Raw genomic sequence first — 20,941 nt, 5'->3', positions numbered from 1 at the left:
AAAAATTAGGATAAGAAACAATAGTATATTTTAACAGACATGAAAATAAATTGGGGAACAGCTATAGTCATTGCATTTGTATGTTTTATTTCATTTATAATGTATTTTGTAATTAGCATGAGTACAAATCAAAAATATGATCACGATTTGGTTGTAGAAGACTATTATGGCCAAGAACTAAAGTTTCAAAATGATATTAATAAAGAGCAACATGCTAAATCTTTAACTACAGATGTAACTTGGAAAAAAACTAAAGAAGGCATATTAATTTCATTTCCAAAAAACTTAAATTATAATAACATAGAAGGAAAAGTGTTCCTATACAGACCATCTAACAAGCAATTAGATTTTGAAACTCCAATTTCATTATCTAACCATAATTTGCTCATACCTGACAATCGTTTGTTGGATGGTCGTTGGAACATTAAAATAGATTGGAAATATAACACAAAAACGTATCTATTTAAAGAAAATATCAATTATTAAATGCTTATTTCGGCGCTCATATTAGGATTATTAGGCAGTTTACACTGTGTAGGTATGTGTGGCCCAATTGCATTTATGCTACCCGTTAACCGGTCTAACTCATTAAAAAAGGTAAGTCAGATTGCCATTTATCATTTTGGCCGATTATTAGCCTATAGTATTATTGGTTTAGTTTTTGGACTCTTAGGAAAGAGTTTTTACTTGTTTGGTATACAGCAACAACTCTCTATTGTTATAGGAATAATAATGATAGTAGTTATTCTATTACCACATAAAACCATCGGTAAATACAACCTTTCAAAACCACTATATAAATTTATATCTAAAATAAAGTCTTCATTGGGTAAAGCTCTTAAAAAGAAAACTGCTGACACTTTTTTAACTATAGGTTTTCTTAATGGTTTTTTACCTTGTGGTTTAGTGTATATGGCAGTATTTGGTGCCATTGCAACTGGTAGTTTATTAGAAGGTAGTATATATATGGTTTTATTTGGCTTAGGTACAATACCATTAATGACAACTGCCATCTATTTGGGTAAATTTCTCAATAGTACCATAAAACAACGTATTCAAAAAGCAATTCCGGTTTTTGTCGTAGTTATTGGTTTTCTATTTATACTTAGAGGTTTAGGCTTAGGAATTCCATACATCTCTCCTGCTCCAATTGTTGAAACTGCTAGCAGTGCTATGGAGTGTCACTAAATAAGACATCATGTTTTACATTCTGAAAAGATTATTGTTATATTAGCTTAATCAATCAATCTAAAATGAAAAACATCTTATTATTATCAATTCTAATTTCTACTATTTTTAATACAAACGCGCAACAAATTCAAGATGCAAGTGTAGAAAATTCTTCTTTAAGTATTCAAACGGGTTTTCTAGGTATTTGGGTTAATAATGAAAATAGACTTTCTAATTCAATAGCGCTTAGAACTGAATTAGGTTTTGATGCTGGTGCTTTTGGAGATAATTTTAGTAGTGGTACTTTTTTCGTTTTAGTACCTGCTATAACCATAGAACCAAGATGGTATTACAATCTTAACAAAAGAGTCTCTAAATCTAAGCGTATAGATGGTAATAGCGGAAATTTTATATCAATTAAAACCACCTTTCATCCAGATTTAGTTATTGGTGATATTCCAGATTACGCCAACTTTTTAAGTGATGTGTCAATTGTACCTACTTGGGGAATTCGTAGACATATTGGCAAGCATATTAACTACGAAACAGGTATTGGTTTGGGATATGCGCGCATTATAAAAGAGAGTAATGTATATATTAAAGACACCAATTTAATTGCCTTAAATCTAAATCTAAGAATCGGTTATACATTTTAAAATAAACCTAGTTTGATAACATAAAACGCCAAAGACTGTTGTCTTTGGCGTTTTTAATACAATGTAATTTCTAATAAACACTAACTAAATTCGTTTTTACATCGTACTATTCATTAAATATTGTGAATTTATATCCTAAAGGTCATTACTGGTAATGTTGAGTGATTTGCAATATCCTCTGATATACTTCCCTCAAAGAAATGCGCTAAACCAGTTCTACCATGTGTTGCTATAGAAATTAAGTCGGCTCCAATAACATTTGCAAAATTTAGTATACCTTTTTCTACAGAATAATCACAAACAACATTTACCGCACTTAAACTATCTAAATTTCCGTCTGCTTTCTTTAAGAAATTAGCAACAGTTTTATCAATTTCAGAAGAACTTTTAAAGTTTCCATCCGGAGAATTTACATAAACCAAGTGTATTTTAGCTTTAAGTTTTTTTGCTGTAATCTTGGCGTTTAAATAAGGAGTTATAGCTTCTTCTGTAAAATCACATGCAAATACAATATTTTCAAAATCTAATAATATAGGATTGTGCTTTATCACTAATACTGGTATGTCTGAGTGCCTCACCACTTTTTCGGTATTAGATCCCACTAAAACCTCCTTAATTCCACTAGCACCTTGCGAGCCCATTACTATTAAACTTGCGTCATTTTCTTTAGCCACATCGTTTATTTCGCTCCACACTTTAAACTTCTTTACAATAGGTGTTATTTCTATACCCTTTAAATAAGGTTTATCTAAAAAGTCTTCAAATTTTTGTGCAGCTAATTTTAAATGATAAATAGATTCTTCTTGGGTTAAAGAATCACTGCTAGCTGATATTATAGCATGAGACAGTTCTAACATATGTAAAGTTATAAGCTCCGAACCATATTTTTGTGCTAAATTAGCTGCTGCTTCTAAAGCAAACTCGGAATGTTCAGAAAAGTCTATTGGTACTATTATTTTTTTCATTTCTTTAAGTTTAATTTTAATATTGACAACTATTCAACATTTTTAAATTGTCATTGAAAACAGTTTTGTTTCAGGCTTTTTTCGTTGCAAAAGCACATCAAAAGCCATACATATATTTCTTATAAAAGGTTTTCCTTTCTCTGTAACAATAACCTGTTTATTTCCAAATTGAAGTAAGCCATCTAATTCAAATTCCTTTAACTTTATTAAAACTTCAGGCAAATCATTAAAAATTGCATCTTTATTAGTCCACTCAGTTTTAAAATTACACATAAGATTAAGTATGTGTTTTCGTATTATTAAATCTTCAGTATTTAAAATATGACCTTTAAACACAGGAATAATATTTTTTTCAATTAAATTATAATAAGCCTCTATAGATTTTACGTTTTGAGCAAAACCATACCAGCTATCGCTAATTGAAGAAACTCCCAACCCTATCATAGCTTGCGTTTTAGAAGCAGTATAACCCATAAAGTTACGGTGTAGTGTTTCATTTTTCATGGCTTGGTAAAGTGAATCCGTTTTTAAAGCAAAATGGTCCATACCAATTTCTATATAGCCTGCAGTTTCAAGATATTGTTTTCCTATTTCGTATTGTTTTCGTTTTGAATCTGCGGTTGGTAAATCAGTATCATTAAATCCTCTTTGACCATTTCCTTTTATCCAAGGAACATGTGCATAGCTATAAAAAGCAATACGATCTGGCATTAACGCCTTGGTTTTACTTATGGTTTCTATAACATCAGCTTCAGATTGAAAGGGTAAACCAAAAATAATATCGTGCCCAACTGATGTATACCCAATTTTACGAGCCAAGTCTGTAACCTGTTTAACGTTTTCAAAGGGCTGAATTCTATGTATAGCTATCTGTACTTTATTATTATAATCTTGTACACCAAAACTAACACGTCTAAAACCTAGGTCATATAAAGTTTGTAAATGTGTTTCTGTGGTATTATTAGGATGTCCTTCAAAACTAAATTCATAACCTTGTGCTAATTCGGCCACGTTTAATAATTCTGAAATTAAAAAATGAAGATGTTCTGGTGAGAAAAACGTAGGTGTGCCACCTCCTAAATGCAATTCTTTAATTTTGGGTTTTTGGCCTAATAATTCACAATATAAATCCCACTCCTTTAAAAGTGCTTTTATATATGGAGATTCTACCTCGTGACGTTTTGTAATTCGTTTATGACAGCCACAAAATGTACATAGACTCTCGCAAAACGGTAAATGAATATACAGGCTAACACCTTCCACAGCGTTACTCTCTATAAAAGAACGCTTTAATGAGGTTTGCCATGCTTCCAACGAAAATGTTTCTAAATCCCAATAAGGAACTGTTGGGTAACTCGTGTAACGAGGACCTGCTACATTATATTTCTGTATTAATGCTTGACTCATACCTATTTTAAAGGACTCAAAATTAGTTGAAGGTCAGCTTTTAAAATATGATATTTATCATACGGGTTAAAAATAATAGCTTAAGAGGCACCACTCACTTGCATAGAAGCCCTTATATGATTAACTTTACTTAAATAAAAAAAATCATGAAAAGCACAAAATTTTTATCCTTACTATTTGTTGTTACATTAGGTATTACCTCTTGTAAAGACGAGAAAAAAGAAACGCCAACCGAAGCTAAAGAAACCACAGAAAACACTGTAAAATATATCGCTAAACCAGAAGCTACTTCAGTAAAATGGACAGCATATAAAACTACAGATAAAGTACCTGTTGGTGGTGAATTTGCTACTCTAAATTTTGAAGAAAAAGAAGGCGCAACTGTTGAAGAAGCTTTACATAACCTTGAATTTTCAATACCAGTGAGTAGTTTATTTACTAAAGACGATTCTAGAGATGCTAAACTTAAAGAATCCTTTTTTGGTGCTATGTTAGACACCGAATTTTTAACAGGAAAAATAAAATTTGCTGAAGGTAAGCACTCTGCAAAAATTACCATGAATGGAGTTACAGCAGATTTACCGTTAGAAGTTTCAGTTGTAGATGAAAGACGTGTAACTATGAAAGGTACCATGAATCTTAAGGATTGGAATGCTTTAGATGCGCTAGCTACGTTAAACAAGGTTTGTTTTGATTTGCATAAAGGTTCCGATGGTGTAAGTAAAACATGGGAAGACGTTGCTATAGAAGTTAACACTTATCTACGAGATAAATAATTTCTATAAAAATAATATTCTATAAAATAAAAAACCACTAAGTCCTCTTAGTGGTTTTTTTGTAAAAATACGTAGATCTACGTATTTACTTGTATCTATTTTATAATTAAATTATCAGCACATCAATACAAATTGTGCTATGGAATCTATTTTTAGAACTAAAAAGGAAAAAGGTTACCTATTAGAAGTTTTACAAGAAAAAGAATTTGACACATCATTTGTAAATTCAAATTTAGACGATAAAGGAATTCCTAAAGGCAAAATCTATGCGTTAAATAGCAAATTGCACTTTTCTCCATTTAAAGGGTATTCTATAAAAGAATTAATTGAAATTAACTTTAACTATTTTACTTGGCTTCCTCATCAAATTAAAAATTTTCAATACCACCCTGAAGTCATTAAATACGCTAGAACCTGTTTAAAAAAATTAGAACAAATAGATAAGTATTCTATTGGTTTAACACAAACATCTTTAGGCAAAGCCATAAACCAAGTAAATGCTATGATTAGTTATGAAAATGCCATTAATAATTCTAAAAATGAATATTTAATTCTTGCCAGAAAAAGTAAAATTGATGTAAAATACTACCAAACGATAGTAAATACACCATTAGAACGGCTAATTAGACAGTCTTTACTCACTAATTCTAACACTATAAAAAATAGACGTACACGGTTTGAAACATTATGTAAACTTGAAATTGAAAACAAAATAAACTCAATATAAAACTTAATGGTTACTCTCCGCATTACTTCGTAAAAGTTGCATTTTTCTATTTTTATAAATAACGCTATAGATTGAATTTTTGGTAAAAAAAATTTAATAATTTATTAGCATAATAAGTTAACTTTACAATCTTAATATTAGTGTTATGAATCCATCAGCTAATGGCTGGATAAAAAAATTACTCGATGACCTTTCAGAAAAAAAATATTCTGAAACAGTTGAATACGAGTTTTATATGCGTTTAAAAAAAGCCGGATTCATTTATGGTAGTAATATTAATGTTGTTCTAGATATTGTTAAACCCTTTGATTTAACTGAAGAAGAGCGCTGTAAAATAAACCTTTTACTTGCTTTTTATTTTGTCTATTCTAAAACCCAAACCCAAAAAAATTTTGTAGATAGTTTAATACAATATTATAAAGCTATTAGTAACCAAAAACGTTCTTTTTTTGAAGAATTATTTAGTGATAAATCGCCAAATAGTTTGTTAGAAAAAATGATACATAAACGCATTCATATTGATGATAATTTTATCACTAAAAACTTTAATTACTTTTTAATTAACGCCCTTTTGTTTGTAGATGTTTTAGGATATCAACGTTTTTTAAAAGATGAAAACAACATAAGATCCTATGTTAACAATCTAGAATCTGCTTTAGAAACTATTGTTTTTTCAGTTATAAATAACAAATCTGAAAAGACCGAATACGATGAAAATCTTATTAAACTCTTTGAAAGCTCTATAAGACACAAAAATTCTGAATTACCCTCTTACCAAGCTGCTGTGGGTTTTATTAATACACCTTTTGAAAAATTATATGTAGTAGATTTGGTTTGTATGGCTTCTTGGTCAGACAAAGTAGTAGATTCTGAAGAACGCGAGTTTTTGGTACGTTTAAAAAATGATTTAGAATTAGACAGTGAAACTATTGCAAAATCTGTAAATGATATTAACTTGTTTTATGCTGAACATAAGGATGATGTGGCTTTTTTGAGCTCTAAAAATTTGGCACAGAGTTTTTATGATAATAGTAGTAAAGTTGTTTCTAAATTAATTACACGAAACAGCAAACGACTAATTAAAGAATTATCCGAAAGTAAAGAAGCAATGTGGCTTTTAGCGCAATCTACGCAACGCAATCTTACCGATGAAGAACAGAAAAAGATTCAAACACAACTCTTAGACATTTTTAAATCTATACCAAGTTTAGCCATTTTTATGTTACCTGGTGGTATGCTGCTTTTACCACTTTTTATAAAATTTATTCCAAAATTATTGCCTTCTGCCTTTGATGATAACAGGATTGAAGATAAAGATTAATCTAAAATTCTCATGGTAACAAAGCGTGTTTCAACAATTATTCTACTTATTTTATTGGTGAGTTGTACCAAAAAACAACCATTAAAAACCGAACTTATCACTGCCTATTTTAATGGTTTTAAGACTTCTAATTATCCAATAGTAAAACAAGTAATCTCAGATAGCTTCACCACAAAATATGGGGATTATATTACTAATTACACACCAAAAAGTTTCTACAATTTTTTTAAATGGGATTCTGTTTTTAAGCCCAACTATAAATTAGTAGCCATAGAAAATGAAAATCAACAATTTATAGCTACAGTTTCTAAAAGTTGTTCAAAGTTTCAATTTCTTAAGAATAACCCAATGATTTGTAGTTATCGATTTCAATTTCAAAATGGAAAAATCTCTGGAGTTGAAGAAGTCAATTGCAGTAATGTAGATTGGGGAATTTGGTCAACAGAAGTAGAAACTCTTGTTGCTTGGATTAAGTTAAACCATCCTGAGTTAGATGGATTTGTACATGATTTAAGCGTTAATGGTGCTCAAAATTATTTAAAAGCAATAGAATTATATAAAGCAGAACAAGAAATTAATGCTGCACATTCCATAAAAATTAAAAAATGAAGATAAAAAATAATGGCTTCCGTAAGGTATTTCTGTTTCTTTAACAATATTACAAATAGTATCGTACTCTGTATCTAAACTGGGTATTGAACTTCAATATATGTTTAACGTGCGTTCTGAAACCTGCGCCATTAACAACATTAAATCACTATAATTATCATTACTAGCCTGATTTAAAGCTGCATAAAACTTAGCTCTATCATTGGCAAGAATAATTGTTGCGGAAAACCAGCACGCATTAATAAAAAGTTCATTGCTAAAAGAATGGTACGACCGTTACCATCAAAAAATGGATGAATCCATACAGACTTATGATGAAAAACTGTAGCCAGCTCAATTGGGTTTAAACCTTAAAGATTAGTATTAACGCAATATTCTTTTAGCAAACCATATAACTTATGTATTGTTGTTTCATGGTTTTTGGTTTCAAAATGTTCTCTCGGTGATTTTCCTGTAACGGTAATACCTTCTTGCAATACCATTTGAGTTTTTTTTAAGACTTAGTGTATTGCCTTCTATACTGTTACTATTATAAGTCCATTCTATAAGGAAAGCTTCCTTAATATTTTGCAATACATTATTAGGCAATGGCCTTGCTCCATCTAAAATACTAACCTTATCTAATAATCTTACAAATGTAAATCTTAAATCTTTGCGGTAAGCTATGCTAACTTACCACATACCATCAAAGTGCAATTTTATTGGATAATTTTAATGTAAACCTTAACCGATTAAATATAATTGTAACACTATATAACATTTAGCTACTAATAATGCATATACACTATAATTATGATAACCAACTACTATAATATTTTAAATATTGAAGCATCTGCCGACCTTAATACTATTAAAAAAGCATTTAGAAAAGAGATTGCTATTTTCCATCCAGACAATAATAATTCTGAAGATGCTAAAGCAAGGTTTAACACGATAGTTGAAGCATTTGATGTATTATCTAATACCGCAAAACGAAAAGAATACAATAATATCTTACGGGTGCAAAAAGAAAACCCACCTATTGTTATTGAACAAAAAGAAACCGTTGAAATATGGAAAAAAGAAGCTAAAGAAAAATCTGAAACTTACAGTGCCATGCGCTTAGACAATTTATTTCTTTTAGACCTATTTTTAGAAGTTGGTGTTAATGGCGCCATTTTAGGTACAGAAGTGGTTGTTGATGCCGTTGAACCTATAATAGATAATGTTGGAGATATTTTAGGTGATGTTATTGGTGGTGTTTTTGATGCTTTTTAATTATTCTAACCAATTTTTAAAGTCTTTTACACGTTCTCTTGCAACTATAATTTGCTGATCTTTAAATCGGTTCAGTTTAATTTCTAATCTAGAATTGGTATAACTTACAATATCTACTATAGCATTAATATTTACATAGAATTTTCTGCTAATTCTAAAAAAAACATCTGGTTCTAATTCATCCTCTAATTGGTCTAAAGTAGCATCTAAGAGGTAATTTCTACCTTCATTGGTAAAAGCATAAGTTCCTTTATTTTCACTGTAAATACATTCAATATCTTCAATATTTATCAATTTTAAATGTTGACCTACTTTTACAGAAAAGCGTTTTTTATACTCGCGTTCAATTGGGTTTACTAAAAGATTCTTAATATCATTAAAATCTAAAGTAACTGACTGCTTTTGCGGTGTTCTACCTTTATATTTTTCAACAGCCGTTTTTAAATCATCATCGTCAATTGGCTTTAATAAATAATCAATACTATTTAATTTAAAAGCTTGTAAAGCATATTCATCATAAGCAGTTGTAAAAATTACTGCAGATTTAATTTCAATAGCTTCAAATATTTCAAAAGATAATCCGTCACTTAATTGAATATCTAAAAATATTAAATCTGGATGCTCGTTATTTTGAAACCATTCTAAAGATTCTTCAACAGAATGTAACATGATTTCTGCATTTATGTCTAAACCTTTTAACATTCTCTGCAATCGTCTTGCTGATGGTTTTTCGTCCTCTATAATAATTACATTCATAGTCTATATTTTCTACTTTCTAATATTTGCGTATAAAACTAATTTACTATTCCCAATATGTAGTTTTTTCTTCTTTTTCTTTTAAAAACTGTTCTGTTTTCTTGTCTTCCCAACTCTTTTTAAAAATGTGCTTGTGCTTAAAAACAATTAATCCATGGATAATTATTAAGACTGTCCAAAAAAATAATATACTTAGGTTTAAGCTGATAATATTATTTTTATACGGACCAGCAACAATATACAAATTGTATAAAAGTAAAGCTGAACCTATAAAATAGCCAATTAAATGAAGGTAAAAAAGTTTTAGTTTTCTAACCTTTTCTTTAGCGTTATTGTATTGCCACTTATTTTTTTCGTTCTGATTCATTTCATTGTTACTATTCCCAATCTTCATTCTCTTTATCCATGTATTCCTTAATTTTCTTGTTTTCCCAGTTTTTTCCAAAAAGGAAATTTGTACCAAAAACACCTAAAAAATGAAATACTAAACCAATGCCCCAAAAAAAGGCTGTTGCATAAGTTCCGAATTGAAAAAAGCTAGAATTCACTCCAATAAGAATAATTAAGAATAAATTGACAACTACATAAGCAGCTAAATGCCAATAAAAACCAATTAACGCATCCACCTTTTTTTTAGCTCTTAAATAAGCTTCTTCTTTTCTAAAATCTCGTGAGTCATCACGATCTTCATAAGGTTCTATATGATATTTTTCCATTGTGTTTTGTTTTAATCGTTGTTTAATTCTTCATTCATGTATTGTTCAATTTTTCGTTCTTCCCAATCGTAGCCTAAAATTAGTGGAAGTCCGTAAACAGAAAACGCATGTATGGCCAACACTAATCCCCAAATTACCCAAGACGCGAGTGCTGGGAAATTAAAAAGAGCATCTTCAAAGGACAATCCTTTATTCATATTATACATTACCTTAATTACCGTAATAATTGAATTAATTACAAAATAAACGCCTAAGTGTATGTAAAAGCGTTTTAGTTTTTCTACTCTATTTTTAGCTTTTAAATATTCTAAATTTGAATCTTGATACTTCATAACATTTAAATTAATTCCAACGTTCCTTTTTGTTTTCCTTATTCATGTATTCTTCAATTTTTCGTTTTTCCCAACCTGCACCAAAAGCACCATCGTCTACAAAAACTCTGTAAGCCTGAAAAATTAAGCTTAAACCCCAACCAAAGGCCGGAAACCAGAACCATTGAATAGTCATGTAAGAATATTTATACCATATAAAGACTAAAAAAGGAATAACTACTATATAAGATAATAAACTGTAATAAAAAGCCTTTAATTCTTCTACACGTTTGCGTGCTCTAACGTAATCGTCGTTTAATCTAGCTTGTGATTTTTGTGCTGTTCTCATAATTGATATTTGTTTTGTGAGCATTGGTATAGCTACTGCAAAATCCGTTGCTCGTTGATTGATGTATACTCTTCGTTTTGAAAGTAAATTGTAACGCTGTTTAATATTTTCTAAACCAACACCACTACTCTTTTTTACTATTTGTTTGGGTTGAAGATTATTTTGAACCACTAAATAATCACCATCCTCATATATTTTAACATGTAATGGCTTTGTTGTTGTCACCATATTATGTTTTACGGCGTTTTCTAGAAGTAATTGCAATGACAAAGGCACTACTTTACTTTCTGGGTTTGAAGCTTTGTCCGGAATTTCAAAAATAATGCTATCCTCAAAGCGCATTTTTAGAAGTGACATGTAAGTTTTAGCAAATTTCAATTCTTCATCAACTGTTACTAATTCCTTACTTTTCTGTTCTAAAACATAGCGATAAACCTTAGATAATGAGGTAGTAAATTTTTGAGCTTTATCTGGATTCTCTTCAATTAAACTGGTTAAAACATTTAAACTATTAAATAAAAAATGAGGGTCTAATTGATTTTTTAAAGCATCAAACTTAGCACTTGCCGTACCTGCAATAACTTTCTGCTCTTTTATTTTATTTTTTTGGTAACGGTTATAAAAATAAATGATGTGAAAAATAGTAACTACAGATAACGTTGCCCACAACCCAAATGAATATCCTTGCCAAGATTCATTGCTTATAAATGTTTCAAAATCTATATTATGTAATGTGAATGCCGTTAATAGTCTTAATAAAAAGATTCCAACTATTGTAATTAAAGTGCTGCCAAAAATACCAGATATAATTCTTTTTATGGTGTCTCTTGTTTTCCATTGTCGTTTTTCCATATAATCAAAAAACGCCATATTAGAATACCCTAAAACAAAAGCATAAAGCTGATAAAAGCCAAAGTTTATTAAAAACTCATTAACCGATTTAAAGTTAAATCCACCAGATAATAGATGACCAATTACAAAGATTAAACTTCCTATTGCAAAGGTTAAAATGATTTTTTTTATTGACTTTTTCATTAGTTATAAGTGTTAAGCTTTACATTCTTCAGCGACAACAACTGCACGTTCTTTTCCCCAATTTGGATGAAACTCGCTCTCTGGTTTAAAGGTATCAAAAAGTTTTACAGATGCTTCAATCTCCTCGCAAAATGGTGCTATATCTTTTCCAAAATATTTAGCACTATTTAATTCCCAATCTGCTTTACATAACGTTGCTCTTGGGTTTTCAGGTTCTAGTTCTAAGGCTTTTGCATAAAGTTCAGATATTTTTGCGCCGTATTTCATACCATACGTCATACCATCAAAAACCACCCAATTAGTTAATATTTGTGCTTGCATTACTATAAGCTCAGGGTTATCTTCACTAATAGTCATTGCCAAATCTAAATGTTCTTGTGCTTTATCTAATTGGTTTTTTAATATTGCTTCGTCTTTCTCATTCCAACTTTTTAAACTGTTAATCTGCGCTATGTAATAACTAGGTAACCATTCTTTTGGTTCTGCTTTTGCAATGCGCTCAAACATATTTTCAGCTTCATCAGTATTTCCATTTTGCCAATACTCAAAAGCTTTTTTCATTCCTTTATTAAAATTGGCTTGTGCTGGTAAAACACTAGAAATCACAAGAAAGGTTATTATTATAATATTTTTAATCATCATATTTCTGTTTTGGATTGTTTGAATGTTAGTTTTCATTTTGAAATATTTTAAAATTATAGAGTTATTGTTAACGATTTATTTTCTTTTAATTCAAATTTAGCATCCTCCCATTGTGGTGGACCAAAAAATCCTACAGCTCCATTAGAACATCCATAATCTTCAGAAGGTATCCCAAAAAAATTAGTGTCCATTTTACCATTGTCATTCTCATCATGAAAAATTGAAACAGCGTAAGTTCCTTCTGGAATATCGTTAAATACAACACTACAAGATTGATGTTCTATTTCACTTTTGGTGCTTTTATAAGCCTTTTCTAAAAACCCAGATTCTTTATTGTAAAGTGCAATAAACATTTTACCATTGTTACTTTGCGCTTTTTCTACCTTAATAGTAACAGCGTAATTATTTTGAGCTTCTAACTGAAAACTAAAAAAGCTAATCAGTAGAGTAACAGTTATTTTTACAAGTGTAGTCATGATAAATAGTTTTGTTTGACACAAATATCACACACATGTATTGTTTTTTATAATTGAACTTACCGAATTGTATTTTTTTAATACTGAATTGTAAAAAAATTGAAAAATGAATTAAACTGAAGTATAAACGCAACCCATATTAATTTAATTTACTAGGTTTAAATTCTAAAAATTAGTATTTTTTATATCTCAATCAGTAAAAAAAACATAGATATTCAATTAAAGCTTGAAGAAAAAGTACCTTTTTATCAAACCGCTTCAATTATTCGCTTAACAGTTCTTAAAGATGTTGCATTTTTAATTTTAAAACCCGCTTTTAAAATAATTGGCCTTATTAAAATTTTATATATTGCTTATTTAAGACCCTCAGAAAACCAATTTAGAAACGATATAGAAAAAACAAGGTTATCATATAAATGATTAAAAAAAATTTAAACAAAAAAAGACCATCTATTAATGATGGTCTTTTTTATAATATAAAGCTTTTATGTTATTAAAACATATCTCTTCCTGCAAAATGGAAAGCACTTTCAATAGCTGCATTTTCATCACTATCACTTCCGTGAATAGCGTTTTCACTAATTGAATCTGCAAACATGTTACGGATAGTGCCCTCTGCTGCATCAGCAGGATTTGTAGCACCAATTAGTGTTCTAAAATCTTCAACAGCATTGTCTTTTTCTAAAACAGCTGCAACGATTGGACCACGAGTCATATATTCTACTAACTCTCCAAAAAACGGACGTTCGTTATGTATAGCATAAAATTCTTCAGCATCTGTTTTAGTCATTTGCGTGAGTTTCATTGCCACGATTCTAAAACCTGAAGCAGTAATCTTTTCTAAAATTGCGCCAATGTGTCCTTTTTCAACAGCATCTGGCTTTAACATTGTAAATGTTCTGTTAGTTACCATGTATCTTTTTTTAAATATTCTGCAAAAGTAATGTATTTCTTTAATTAAGCAACAACCACAAACAACAAATAAAACAAGTATTTTCATTAAGAAAAATAACTTATCATCCTGTATAACGATGTTTAAAATTTATACAACTCTTATCTTAAAAATACTATAATAGTACTGAGTATTGTCTTAATTTCATACTAAAAATTGTCTTCAAAATCTCCGAAAAACGTATCTTCGCCACCTATGATTAAAACACAAATTTCAGAAATAAAGACGCTTTTAAGCACTCCAAAGAACATTGTTATTGTTCCGCATATAAATCCAGATGGAGATGCAATGGGATCAACGCTTGGCTTGTATAACTATTTAAAACTATACAACCATAATACAACTGTGATTGCGCCTAATGATTATCCAGATTTTTTAAAATGGTTACCAGGAGATGATACAGTCTTAAAATTTGAAACCCAACAAGAAGAAAGTACCACCAAAATTAATAAAGCAGATTTAATTTTTACATTAGATTTTAATGCCTTACATAGAGCTGGTCATTTAATGGCAGACGTTTTAGAACTATCTAACACTACCAAAATAATGATAGACCATCACCAACAACCAGATGATTATGCTACATACACTTATTCAGATGTAACCATGTCTTCTACTTGTGAAATGGTTTATAATTTTATTGAAATGCTCGGTGACGATGCTAAAATAGATAGCAAGATAGCAACGTGCTTATATGTTGGTATAATGACAGATACAGGCTCTTTTAGATTTCCTGCTACCACAGCAAGAACACACCAAGTTATCGGAAATTTAATACAAAAAGGTGCTAATAACTCGGAAATACACAATAATATATACGATACTAATAGTTACAGTCGTTTACAATTATTAGGTAGAGCTATGCAAAATTTAAAAGTAATTCCAGAATTAAGAACCGCTTATATATCACTTACTCAAGCAGAGTTAGACCAATTTAATTATAAAAAGGGAGATACTGAAGGGTTTGTAAATTATGCCTTGTCTTTAAAAGGTATTATTTTTGCGGCGATGTTTACTGAAAACACCAAAGACAATATAATAAAGATATCTTTACGAAGTAAAGGCAACTTCTCAGTAAATGAATTATCTAGAAGCCATTTTAATGGTGGTGGCCATACAAATGCCGCAGGTGGACGCAGTGCAGAAAGTATGGAAAACACTATAAATAAATTTATTAGTATATTACAACAGTATAAAAACGAACTGTCTATAACCCAAAATAGACCATAACCATATAAATATGAAAAACCTACTCTTAATATTTGCTATTACTTTAGTTTGTTTTGGTTGTAAATCACCAGAGGCAAGACTACCTGAAACTGTGCAATCCGGATCCTTTTTAAAAGCTTCTGCAGAACGTAATAAAAAATTAAATGAATTAGAGCACAAACAAATTCTTAATGTTATAAATAATAATCCAGACAAAAATTATATTGCTTCAGAAAGCGGATTTTGGTATACTTATAATACACAAGTAGAATCAGAAGCAGCGCAACCTCAATTTGGTGATGTTATAGATTTTACATACGATGTTTCTAATATAGAAGGTGACGAAATCTATGCAGACACCAATAAAACCTACGTAATGGATAAAGAAGAATTATTTACAGGTCTGCGTGAAGGGTTAAAACTTTTAAAACCAACAGAATCAGCAACATTTATTTTTCCGTCTCAAAAAGCATTTGGTTATTATGGAGACGAACATAAAATAGGAACCAACGTTCCGTTAATTTGCGAAGTAACTTTAAACACAATTATTAAAACAAATGATTAAAAAAACGCTAACTACAATCGTTGCAGTATTATTGATAACTGTAAATTTCTCTTGCCAAGTTCAATATCCTAATTTAGAAGATGGACTTTATGCAGAGTTTGTAACTAACAAAGGCACAATGGTAGCCAAACTATATACAGACAAAGCACCTGTAACTGTTGCTAATTTTGTTGCATTGGCAGAAGGAAATCACCCTTTAGCAAAAGAAGAATACAAAGGAAAACCTTATTATGATGGTACAACGTTTCATAGAGTTATAGATGGTTTTATGATACAAGGTGGAGACCCAACTGCCACAGGAATGGGTGATCCTGGTTATAAATTTGATGATGAATTTCACCCAGATTTAAAACACGACAAACCTGGTATTTTATCTATGGCAAATGGTGGACCAAATGGTAACGGAAGTCAATTCTTTATTATGGAAAGACCAGACCCAAGATTAGATAATAAGCATGCTGTTTTTGGAGAATTAGTAGAAGGTATAGAGATACAAGATTCTATTTCTAACGTTAAAGTTATTGACCCAAGAGCTAGAAATCACAAACCTGTTGATGATGTTGTAATAACAAAACTAAATATTATTAGAAAAGGTGCTGAAGCAAAATCTTTTGATGCTCCTAAAGTTTTTACTGAAGAACTACCTAAAATAAAGGAAAAACAAGCCAAACTTAAAGAAGAAGCTAAAAAGAAAGCTGAAGAATTAGCCAAACAAGCACAATTAGCCTTCTTAAAAAAGAATGAAAATTTAACAGGACGAAAAATAGAATCACCAACTGGTATGGCTATGATTTTCACACACGAAAGTAATGGTGTAACACCAGAACCTACAGATCGTGTAAATATTGAATGTGCTGGGTATTTAGAAAATGGTGAATTATTTTGGACTACTTGGAAAGATGTAGCAGAAAAGAATGGAAAATATGATGAACGTACAGATAAAGCTGGTCGTTATACATCTTTTGACATGCCTTATAATAAAACCGCAGGTTTAATTGCTGGTTTTAAAGAAGCTATGCTTAACATGAAAATTGGAGATAAAGCCAGAGTTTTTATTCCATATTACTTAGGTTATGGAGAAAGAGGAAATCCTCCAGTAATTCCGCCAAGTGCAAACTTAATTTTTGATATTGAATTAGCTAGTATTAAAGAATAGTTTACCACATAAAAACGTAAAACAAAATTTAATAAAAAACCATTCTCTTTCTAATAGAGAATGGTTTTTTTGTAACACTCATTTATTTAATAAGATGCTACATCTGTATCAGATAAAGTTTTCATAAAGGCAACCAATGCTTTTTGCTCTTCATCGGTTAAACTGAGTTCATTAAACGGTAAGGTCTGATGCTCTAAGTCGAAACCTAAACCTGCACCTCCTCCTTTGTTATAAAAATCAATTACCTGTTCTAAGGTATTATATACGCCATTGTGCATATAAGGTGCTGTAAATTCAACATTTCTAACCGTTGGTGTTTTAAACATTCCTTTATGCAAAGGCTCTTTATACACAATATAAAAACCAACATCTGCATCAAGTTCTTTATTATCTAATGTATTTGGTACTCCAATAACCTCTTTTTCAGTTTCTTTAAAAAAAGGAGGTACAGTACCGTTTGTTAAAGGCATAAAGTGGCAGGTTGCACATAAGGCTTTTCCCATAAATAGGTTTAACCCTTTTTTTTCTTCTTGTGTGTAAGTAGCTTCTTCTGCTCTAATGTTTCTATCAAACTTAGAATTAAAGCTATTCAAAGTTGCAACATAGGCAGAAATAGCTCTAATAATCTCTATATTTTTAGTTGGTACTTTACCATAAACCTCTTCAAATAATTTGATGTATGAACTGTCTTTTAATATCTCGGTAGAAAATCTATGAACATTAGAATCAAATTCTTTATCATTTGAAAAAACCGCTGAAATTTGATCATCTAAAGTTGGTGATCTCCCATCCCAAAAAAATGCCTTTTGATATATAGCATTTATTAAGGTTGGTGAATTTCTTTCTAGCGGCTTCCCTGTATTATCTAAATTAGTTTTTACGCCGTCTGCATATCCTTTATTTGGATTATGACAAGTAACACAAGCCATACCTTTGTTAAATGATAAGTTTTTGTCTGTAAACAATTTTTCTCCTAAAGCAATTTGTTCTTTAGATGGGTTTTTATTGACAACAGGCAAAAAATAGTTAGTGTTAAATGAATTATTTTCAAAAAAAGTAGGTGCATCGTAGTTAAATACTTTATTATCTACACCATTCCATAAACCACTTTCTTTTCTAATTTGAACCCAATGTCTAGTTATGGCATTAAAATAGTCTCTTATAAAGGTATACCTGTCAAAAGAATCAAAATCAGGATTATCATTTATATATGAAACAGCCTTATCAATATCTTTAATAAAATTAGTATCTAAATCTAGATTAACATTTTTAATTATTGGTTGTATACTAATCTTATAAACATCTTTTAAACTCTGTAATGAAACTGCACTTTCATGTATACCAAAATGACTAACAGGAGTATCAAAACCAGAAATACCATGACTTACAATCCTTAATAACTGCTCGTGAGTTGCCATAAAAAAACGTTGAGAATTTAAAGGTCTTTTTTGCATGTATTTTTGAAGGTTTGTCAATAAGCCTTTTGTAATACGTAATTCTTCTTTATAAAATTTTTCTTCCTCACCTTCAAATATACTTTCTTCTATTTTTTGTAATCCATAAGGTAAAAGCATTTTACCTGTATCCTCTGCGTAAATTGGTAAAGCAGGTCCGTTAATTCTATGTCCTACTTCTGGTTTTAAATACGAAACGTATGGCTCAGCTTTTTTAAATGAAAGTCGTAAGTTTTTAAATATGCTTTTAGCAACAGTATCATTCATATCAATAGACATTAATGAGTCAATTTCTTTAACTGCTCTGGTTATGTTTTGCAAATAATAATCATGAGCCATCGTAAAATCTACAGTTGCAATTATTTCTTTTTGTTTAGCTTCTGGTTTACAACCCAATAACAGGCAAAAAACAAGAATGGTAAAAATATTTTTTAACATTAAAAACAAGTTTTATTTAAATACAAAAACCTCCAAGTGTACTTGGAGGTCTCTGCTTATTAGTTTAAATTTATCTAGGTAATCCTTTTAGTAGTATTATTTGTCCACCTTGATCATCTGGTAAACCATCAACTACAAAATCATCACTTTCCCAATAGTGAGGTTGTAAAGCCAACATAAACGTGTCTGGCTGTCCTAATTTATCCGAAACATCAATTAACGCACCAAATTCACCACTATATCCAGTACTTCCTGTTGGATCTAAATCTTGACGAACTAATAACTCTAAAACTACATGAGAGTTATCTCCATTTAAGTTTGTTTGATAAATATAAGCTGCATGGTTTCTATCAAAAGAATTTGGATCTTCTTGATAATAAACAAAATTTTCTGTTACACAAATGTTGTCTGGGCTCTGTAATAAACTATTGTTACCATCTGCATTATTTGTCTCAGTATTTCCACTTACAATTTGAGTTAAAGAACCTGTTAATGGAGAATCATCATCTAACTCTAATTTATAAATTGTACCCCAATCATTATAAGTATTTGCATTAGGACCTCTTCCTGTTACCGCAAAGAATACATTTCTTGCATTTGCATCGTCTCCTTTTTGGTAATCAACATCTTCTACTCTCATAAATGCTGAAGCTTGAACAGCTACACAAGCATCTTCCATCTCATTTTTAGTCATTGCTGCACCGTTAACTATTTCAACAAATTCTACCTCATAAGATACTTGAAGATCTAAATTTGACTCATTGTAAATTGTGCCAGCAACGACATCTTGAACACCACCAGCAGAATTAGAAACTTCTTTTAATTTTAATACATAGATTTTACCACCTGTTAAATCTGCATCGCCATTTTCTGAGTAATATAATATTACCTGACCTTCCGACCCACTAGAATCATCATCACCACCAATAATTACAGTTTTTCCTGAATATGCATCTTTTGGTAATGGAACTGCATTTTCCCAAGAAAATTCTCCTAAAGCATCTAAACCAAAATCAGCTGTTGGTGTAGGCGTTTCAACCCAAGGATCTATTCCTTTTACATCATAGTTAATACTTTCTGATGCAGATAAAAATATATCTTGAGATCCTCCATGAATTGCAGCTTCCCACATAGTGGCAGAACATTGACGTGCTTCATCGGCAACATCATCAGTTAAAAGCCATTCTCCGCCAGTTGGATTCATGTATTCATCAAAATGAATTCTAGAAACAGCATGGTCATCTTCTGAATTAACTACATATATGTAGCCATCTCCATCTTGTAAAAATCCTGCACCATCTTGTGCACCTAATAATTTAAAACCATCAGCCAATTCATCAGTTGAGCTAATTAATGAATATGCCTCAACATAATTAAATTGAGGTTGAATTGATACTAGTGGTTGTAACGAAGATTTGTTCTCAAAAATAGTAGGCTCTATTGTCAAATCTTCTCCATCTTCTCCGTCTTCTCCATCTATACCATCAACACCGTCAAGACCGTTAACACCATCTTCGGCACAACTTACAACTGTTACACTGGTTATTGTAACAACAAAAAGGAATAAAAATAATTTAAAGTACTTGGTCATAATTTCTTATAAATTTGTTAGTTAATTTGATCCAAAATTATGATTTCAATGATTTACTACAGTTAACGAATTGTAATTCTTAAATGAAGTTTAGCTTATTTAAAAGTTATGTAAGTTAGACAAAAGTTAATAACAATAATCATTCTAAATAAGCGTAGTTAATTTAGAATGATTATTTCAAAAAAAACAACAAAACACTAATATTCAGTTAGTTAAAACCATTCGACCTGTTTAAATTAACCTAATATGTCTATAAGCATATTTAATAAATGTAAAACTCATCAGTTCATTAATAATACATTCTCATACAAAAAAAGCAACAGATACTATCTTTTAAATAGCACTATTGCTTTTGTTATGAAAAGCCAAAGATTTCTCAGATATTAAGTCTCATTAAGCTTTT

25 protein-coding genes are annotated in these 20,941 nt (G+C 30.2%); 11 read left to right on the top strand and 14 right to left on the bottom strand.

What is annotated here, in order from left to right; translation table 11 throughout:
- Positions 1-39: 39 nt before the first annotated feature.
- The 3 genes from GN138_RS07020 to GN138_RS07010 all read left to right on the top strand — a co-directional run bounded on the left by GN138_RS07020 (position 40) and on the right by GN138_RS07010 (position 1,826).
- On the top strand, positions 40-486 hold the full coding sequence (locus tag GN138_RS07020) for a FixH family protein (protein WP_157363083.1): 447 nt from the start codon (positions 40-42) through the stop codon (positions 484-486).
- A complete protein-coding gene (locus GN138_RS07015; RefSeq protein WP_157363082.1) occupies positions 487-1,188 on the top strand; it encodes a sulfite exporter TauE/SafE family protein in 702 nt (233 codons plus the stop codon).
- Between the two features lie 65 nt (positions 1,189-1,253).
- Positions 1,254-1,826: a hypothetical protein gene (locus GN138_RS07010; RefSeq protein WP_157363081.1), complete on the top strand. Its 573-nt coding sequence runs from the start codon at positions 1,254-1,256 to the stop codon at positions 1,824-1,826.
- A 128-nt stretch (positions 1,827-1,954) separates the two neighbouring features.
- On the opposite strand, the gene GN138_RS07005 is transcribed toward GN138_RS07010, so the two are convergent.
- Together GN138_RS07005 and hemN are read right to left on the bottom strand one after the other, a co-directional pair.
- Entirely contained in the window at positions 1,955-2,791 is an 837-nt protein-coding gene (locus tag GN138_RS07005; RefSeq protein WP_157363080.1) for a universal stress protein, read from the bottom strand.
- A 42-nt stretch (positions 2,792-2,833) separates the two neighbouring features.
- Positions 2,834-4,198, bottom strand: a complete 1,365-nt coding sequence (gene hemN, locus GN138_RS07000) for an oxygen-independent coproporphyrinogen III oxidase (protein WP_157363079.1) — start codon at positions 4,196-4,198, stop codon at positions 2,834-2,836.
- A gap of 146 nt (positions 4,199-4,344) precedes the next feature.
- On the opposite strand from hemN, the gene GN138_RS06995 reads away from it, so the two are divergent.
- The 4 genes from GN138_RS06995 (at position 4,345) to GN138_RS06980 (ending at position 7,631) form a co-directional block, all read left to right on the top strand.
- Positions 4,345-4,974, top strand: a complete 630-nt coding sequence (locus tag GN138_RS06995; RefSeq protein WP_157363078.1) for a YceI family protein — start codon at positions 4,345-4,347, stop codon at positions 4,972-4,974.
- A gap of 139 nt (positions 4,975-5,113) precedes the next feature.
- Positions 5,114-5,701, top strand: a complete 588-nt coding sequence (locus GN138_RS06990) for a hypothetical protein (protein WP_157363077.1) — start codon at positions 5,114-5,116, stop codon at positions 5,699-5,701.
- A gap of 145 nt (positions 5,702-5,846) precedes the next feature.
- The gene (locus GN138_RS06985) at positions 5,847-7,022 is read left to right on the top strand and encodes an LETM1-related biofilm-associated protein (protein ID WP_157363076.1); all 1,176 of its coding nucleotides are present in this window, start codon (positions 5,847-5,849) and stop codon (positions 7,020-7,022) included.
- A gap of 12 nt (positions 7,023-7,034) precedes the next feature.
- Positions 7,035-7,631, top strand: a complete 597-nt coding sequence (locus GN138_RS06980; RefSeq protein WP_157363075.1) for a hypothetical protein — start codon at positions 7,035-7,037, stop codon at positions 7,629-7,631.
- Positions 7,632-7,804: 173 nt separating this feature from the next.
- Here GN138_RS06980 and GN138_RS16150 read toward each other — a convergent pair whose 3' ends face one another.
- The gene (locus GN138_RS16150) at positions 7,805-7,930 is read right to left on the bottom strand and encodes a Fic family protein (protein WP_317162722.1); all 126 of its coding nucleotides are present in this window, start codon (positions 7,928-7,930) and stop codon (positions 7,805-7,807) included.
- A 51-nt stretch (positions 7,931-7,981) separates the two neighbouring features.
- Positions 7,982-8,113: a hypothetical protein gene (locus GN138_RS16245; RefSeq protein WP_262884645.1), complete on the bottom strand. Its 132-nt coding sequence runs from the start codon at positions 8,111-8,113 to the stop codon at positions 7,982-7,984.
- Positions 8,114-8,423: 310 nt separating this feature from the next.
- Between GN138_RS16245 and GN138_RS06970 the strand changes: the two genes are divergently transcribed.
- A complete protein-coding gene (locus GN138_RS06970) occupies positions 8,424-8,888 on the top strand; it encodes a J domain-containing protein (protein ID WP_157363074.1) in 465 nt (154 codons plus the stop codon).
- Here GN138_RS06970 and GN138_RS06965 read toward each other — a convergent pair whose 3' ends face one another.
- The 8 genes from GN138_RS06965 to GN138_RS06930 form a co-directional block, all read right to left on the bottom strand.
- The gene (locus GN138_RS06965; RefSeq protein WP_157363073.1) at positions 8,889-9,644 is read right to left on the bottom strand and encodes a LytR/AlgR family response regulator transcription factor; all 756 of its coding nucleotides are present in this window, start codon (positions 9,642-9,644) and stop codon (positions 8,889-8,891) included.
- Positions 9,645-9,690: 46 nt separating this feature from the next.
- Positions 9,691-10,011: a 2TM domain-containing protein gene (locus tag GN138_RS06960; RefSeq protein ID WP_197429324.1), complete on the bottom strand. Its 321-nt coding sequence runs from the start codon at positions 10,009-10,011 to the stop codon at positions 9,691-9,693.
- A gap of 10 nt (positions 10,012-10,021) precedes the next feature.
- Complete coding sequence (locus GN138_RS06955; protein ID WP_157363071.1) at positions 10,022-10,360, bottom strand: 2TM domain-containing protein; 339 nt, start codon at positions 10,358-10,360, stop codon at positions 10,022-10,024.
- Positions 10,361-10,371: 11 nt separating this feature from the next.
- Positions 10,372-10,692: a 2TM domain-containing protein gene (locus GN138_RS06950; RefSeq protein WP_157363070.1), complete on the bottom strand. Its 321-nt coding sequence runs from the start codon at positions 10,690-10,692 to the stop codon at positions 10,372-10,374.
- 10 nt (positions 10,693-10,702) lie between these two features.
- Positions 10,703-12,055 carry a histidine kinase gene (locus tag GN138_RS06945; RefSeq protein ID WP_157363069.1) on the bottom strand — a complete coding sequence of 451 codons (1,353 nt, stop codon included), beginning with the start codon at positions 12,053-12,055 and terminating at the stop codon, positions 10,703-10,705.
- A gap of 12 nt (positions 12,056-12,067) precedes the next feature.
- The gene (locus GN138_RS06940) at positions 12,068-12,733 is read right to left on the bottom strand and encodes a tetratricopeptide repeat protein (protein WP_231743049.1); all 666 of its coding nucleotides are present in this window, start codon (positions 12,731-12,733) and stop codon (positions 12,068-12,070) included.
- Between the two features lie 17 nt (positions 12,734-12,750).
- On the bottom strand, positions 12,751-13,173 hold the full coding sequence (locus tag GN138_RS06935) for a DUF2141 domain-containing protein (RefSeq protein WP_157363068.1): 423 nt from the start codon (positions 13,171-13,173) through the stop codon (positions 12,751-12,753).
- Between the two features lie 493 nt (positions 13,174-13,666).
- Entirely contained in the window at positions 13,667-14,086 is a 420-nt protein-coding gene (locus GN138_RS06930) for a nucleoside-diphosphate kinase (RefSeq protein ID WP_157363067.1), read from the bottom strand.
- A gap of 234 nt (positions 14,087-14,320) precedes the next feature.
- Between GN138_RS06930 and GN138_RS06925 the strand changes: the two genes are divergently transcribed.
- Genes GN138_RS06925 through GN138_RS06915 form a run of 3 tightly spaced genes read left to right on the top strand, consistent with a single transcriptional unit; the run spans position 14,321 to position 17,055 of the window.
- Positions 14,321-15,355, top strand: a complete 1,035-nt coding sequence (locus GN138_RS06925; RefSeq protein WP_157363066.1) for a DHH family phosphoesterase — start codon at positions 14,321-14,323, stop codon at positions 15,353-15,355.
- Between the two features lie 10 nt (positions 15,356-15,365).
- Positions 15,366-15,899 (top strand): gliding motility-associated peptidyl-prolyl isomerase GldI, encoded by a 534-nt coding sequence (gene gldI, locus GN138_RS06920; protein ID WP_157363065.1) that lies wholly within the window; start codon positions 15,366-15,368, stop codon positions 15,897-15,899.
- Positions 15,892-17,055: a peptidylprolyl isomerase gene (locus GN138_RS06915; RefSeq protein ID WP_157363064.1), complete on the top strand. Its 1,164-nt coding sequence runs from the start codon at positions 15,892-15,894 to the stop codon at positions 17,053-17,055. The genes gldI and GN138_RS06915 overlap by 8 nt, the downstream gene beginning before the upstream one ends.
- A gap of 86 nt (positions 17,056-17,141) precedes the next feature.
- On the opposite strand, the gene GN138_RS06910 is transcribed toward GN138_RS06915, so the two are convergent.
- Entirely contained in the window at positions 17,142-18,947 is a 1,806-nt protein-coding gene (locus GN138_RS06910; protein ID WP_157363063.1) for a cytochrome-c peroxidase, read from the bottom strand.
- A gap of 70 nt (positions 18,948-19,017) precedes the next feature.
- Positions 19,018-20,538: a PhoX family protein gene (locus GN138_RS06905; protein WP_157363062.1), complete on the bottom strand. Its 1,521-nt coding sequence runs from the start codon at positions 20,536-20,538 to the stop codon at positions 19,018-19,020.
- Positions 20,539-20,941 lie beyond the last annotated feature (403 nt).

The sequence above is a fragment of the Winogradskyella endarachnes genome (assembly GCF_009741275.1).
GTDB classification, from domain to species: Bacteria; Bacteroidota; Bacteroidia; order Flavobacteriales; family Flavobacteriaceae; genus Winogradskyella; species Winogradskyella endarachnes.
Note: the sequence above shows the minus strand (reverse complement) of the source record. Positions and strands in the feature narration are given on the sequence as shown.

Bases quoted from the DNA above. Each gene is read 5' to 3' on its own strand.
- GN138_RS07020 (WP_157363083.1), top strand. From the start codon at position 40: ATGAAAATAAATTGGGGAACAGCTATAGTCATTGCATTTGTATGTTTT.
- GN138_RS07015 (WP_157363082.1), top strand. From the start codon at position 487: ATGCTTATTTCGGCGCTCATATTAGGATTATTAGGCAGTTTACACTGT.
- GN138_RS07010 (WP_157363081.1), top strand. From the start codon at position 1,254: ATGAAAAACATCTTATTATTATCAATTCTAATTTCTACTATTTTTAAT.
- GN138_RS07005 (WP_157363080.1), bottom strand. From the start codon at position 2,791: ATGAAAAAAATAATAGTACCAATAGACTTTTCTGAACATTCCGAGTTT.
- hemN (WP_157363079.1), bottom strand. From the start codon at position 4,198: ATGAGTCAAGCATTAATACAGAAATATAATGTAGCAGGTCCTCGTTAC.
- GN138_RS06995 (WP_157363078.1), top strand. From the start codon at position 4,345: ATGAAAAGCACAAAATTTTTATCCTTACTATTTGTTGTTACATTAGGT.
- GN138_RS06990 (WP_157363077.1), top strand. From the start codon at position 5,114: ATGGAATCTATTTTTAGAACTAAAAAGGAAAAAGGTTACCTATTAGAA.
- GN138_RS06985 (WP_157363076.1), top strand. From the start codon at position 5,847: ATGAATCCATCAGCTAATGGCTGGATAAAAAAATTACTCGATGACCTT.
- GN138_RS06980 (WP_157363075.1), top strand. From the start codon at position 7,035: ATGGTAACAAAGCGTGTTTCAACAATTATTCTACTTATTTTATTGGTG.
- GN138_RS16245 (WP_262884645.1), bottom strand. From the start codon at position 8,113: ATGGTATTGCAAGAAGGTATTACCGTTACAGGAAAATCACCGAGAGAA.
- GN138_RS06970 (WP_157363074.1), top strand. From the start codon at position 8,424: ATGATAACCAACTACTATAATATTTTAAATATTGAAGCATCTGCCGAC.
- GN138_RS06965 (WP_157363073.1), bottom strand. From the start codon at position 9,644: ATGAATGTAATTATTATAGAGGACGAAAAACCATCAGCAAGACGATTG.
- GN138_RS06960 (WP_197429324.1), bottom strand. From the start codon at position 10,011: ATGAATCAGAACGAAAAAAATAAGTGGCAATACAATAACGCTAAAGAA.
- GN138_RS06955 (WP_157363071.1), bottom strand. From the start codon at position 10,360: ATGGAAAAATATCATATAGAACCTTATGAAGATCGTGATGACTCACGA.
- GN138_RS06950 (WP_157363070.1), bottom strand. From the start codon at position 10,692: ATGAAGTATCAAGATTCAAATTTAGAATATTTAAAAGCTAAAAATAGA.
- GN138_RS06945 (WP_157363069.1), bottom strand. From the start codon at position 12,055: ATGAAAAAGTCAATAAAAAAAATCATTTTAACCTTTGCAATAGGAAGT.
- GN138_RS06940 (WP_231743049.1), bottom strand. From the start codon at position 12,733: ATGAAAACTAACATTCAAACAATCCAAAACAGAAATATGATGATTAAA.
- GN138_RS06935 (WP_157363068.1), bottom strand. From the start codon at position 13,173: ATGACTACACTTGTAAAAATAACTGTTACTCTACTGATTAGCTTTTTT.
- GN138_RS06930 (WP_157363067.1), bottom strand. From the start codon at position 14,086: ATGGTAACTAACAGAACATTTACAATGTTAAAGCCAGATGCTGTTGAA.
- GN138_RS06925 (WP_157363066.1), top strand. From the start codon at position 14,321: ATGATTAAAACACAAATTTCAGAAATAAAGACGCTTTTAAGCACTCCA.
- gldI (WP_157363065.1), top strand. From the start codon at position 15,366: ATGAAAAACCTACTCTTAATATTTGCTATTACTTTAGTTTGTTTTGGT.
- GN138_RS06915 (WP_157363064.1), top strand. From the start codon at position 15,892: ATGATTAAAAAAACGCTAACTACAATCGTTGCAGTATTATTGATAACT.
- GN138_RS06910 (WP_157363063.1), bottom strand. From the start codon at position 18,947: ATGTTAAAAAATATTTTTACCATTCTTGTTTTTTGCCTGTTATTGGGT.
- GN138_RS06905 (WP_157363062.1), bottom strand. From the start codon at position 20,538: ATGACCAAGTACTTTAAATTATTTTTATTCCTTTTTGTTGTTACAATA.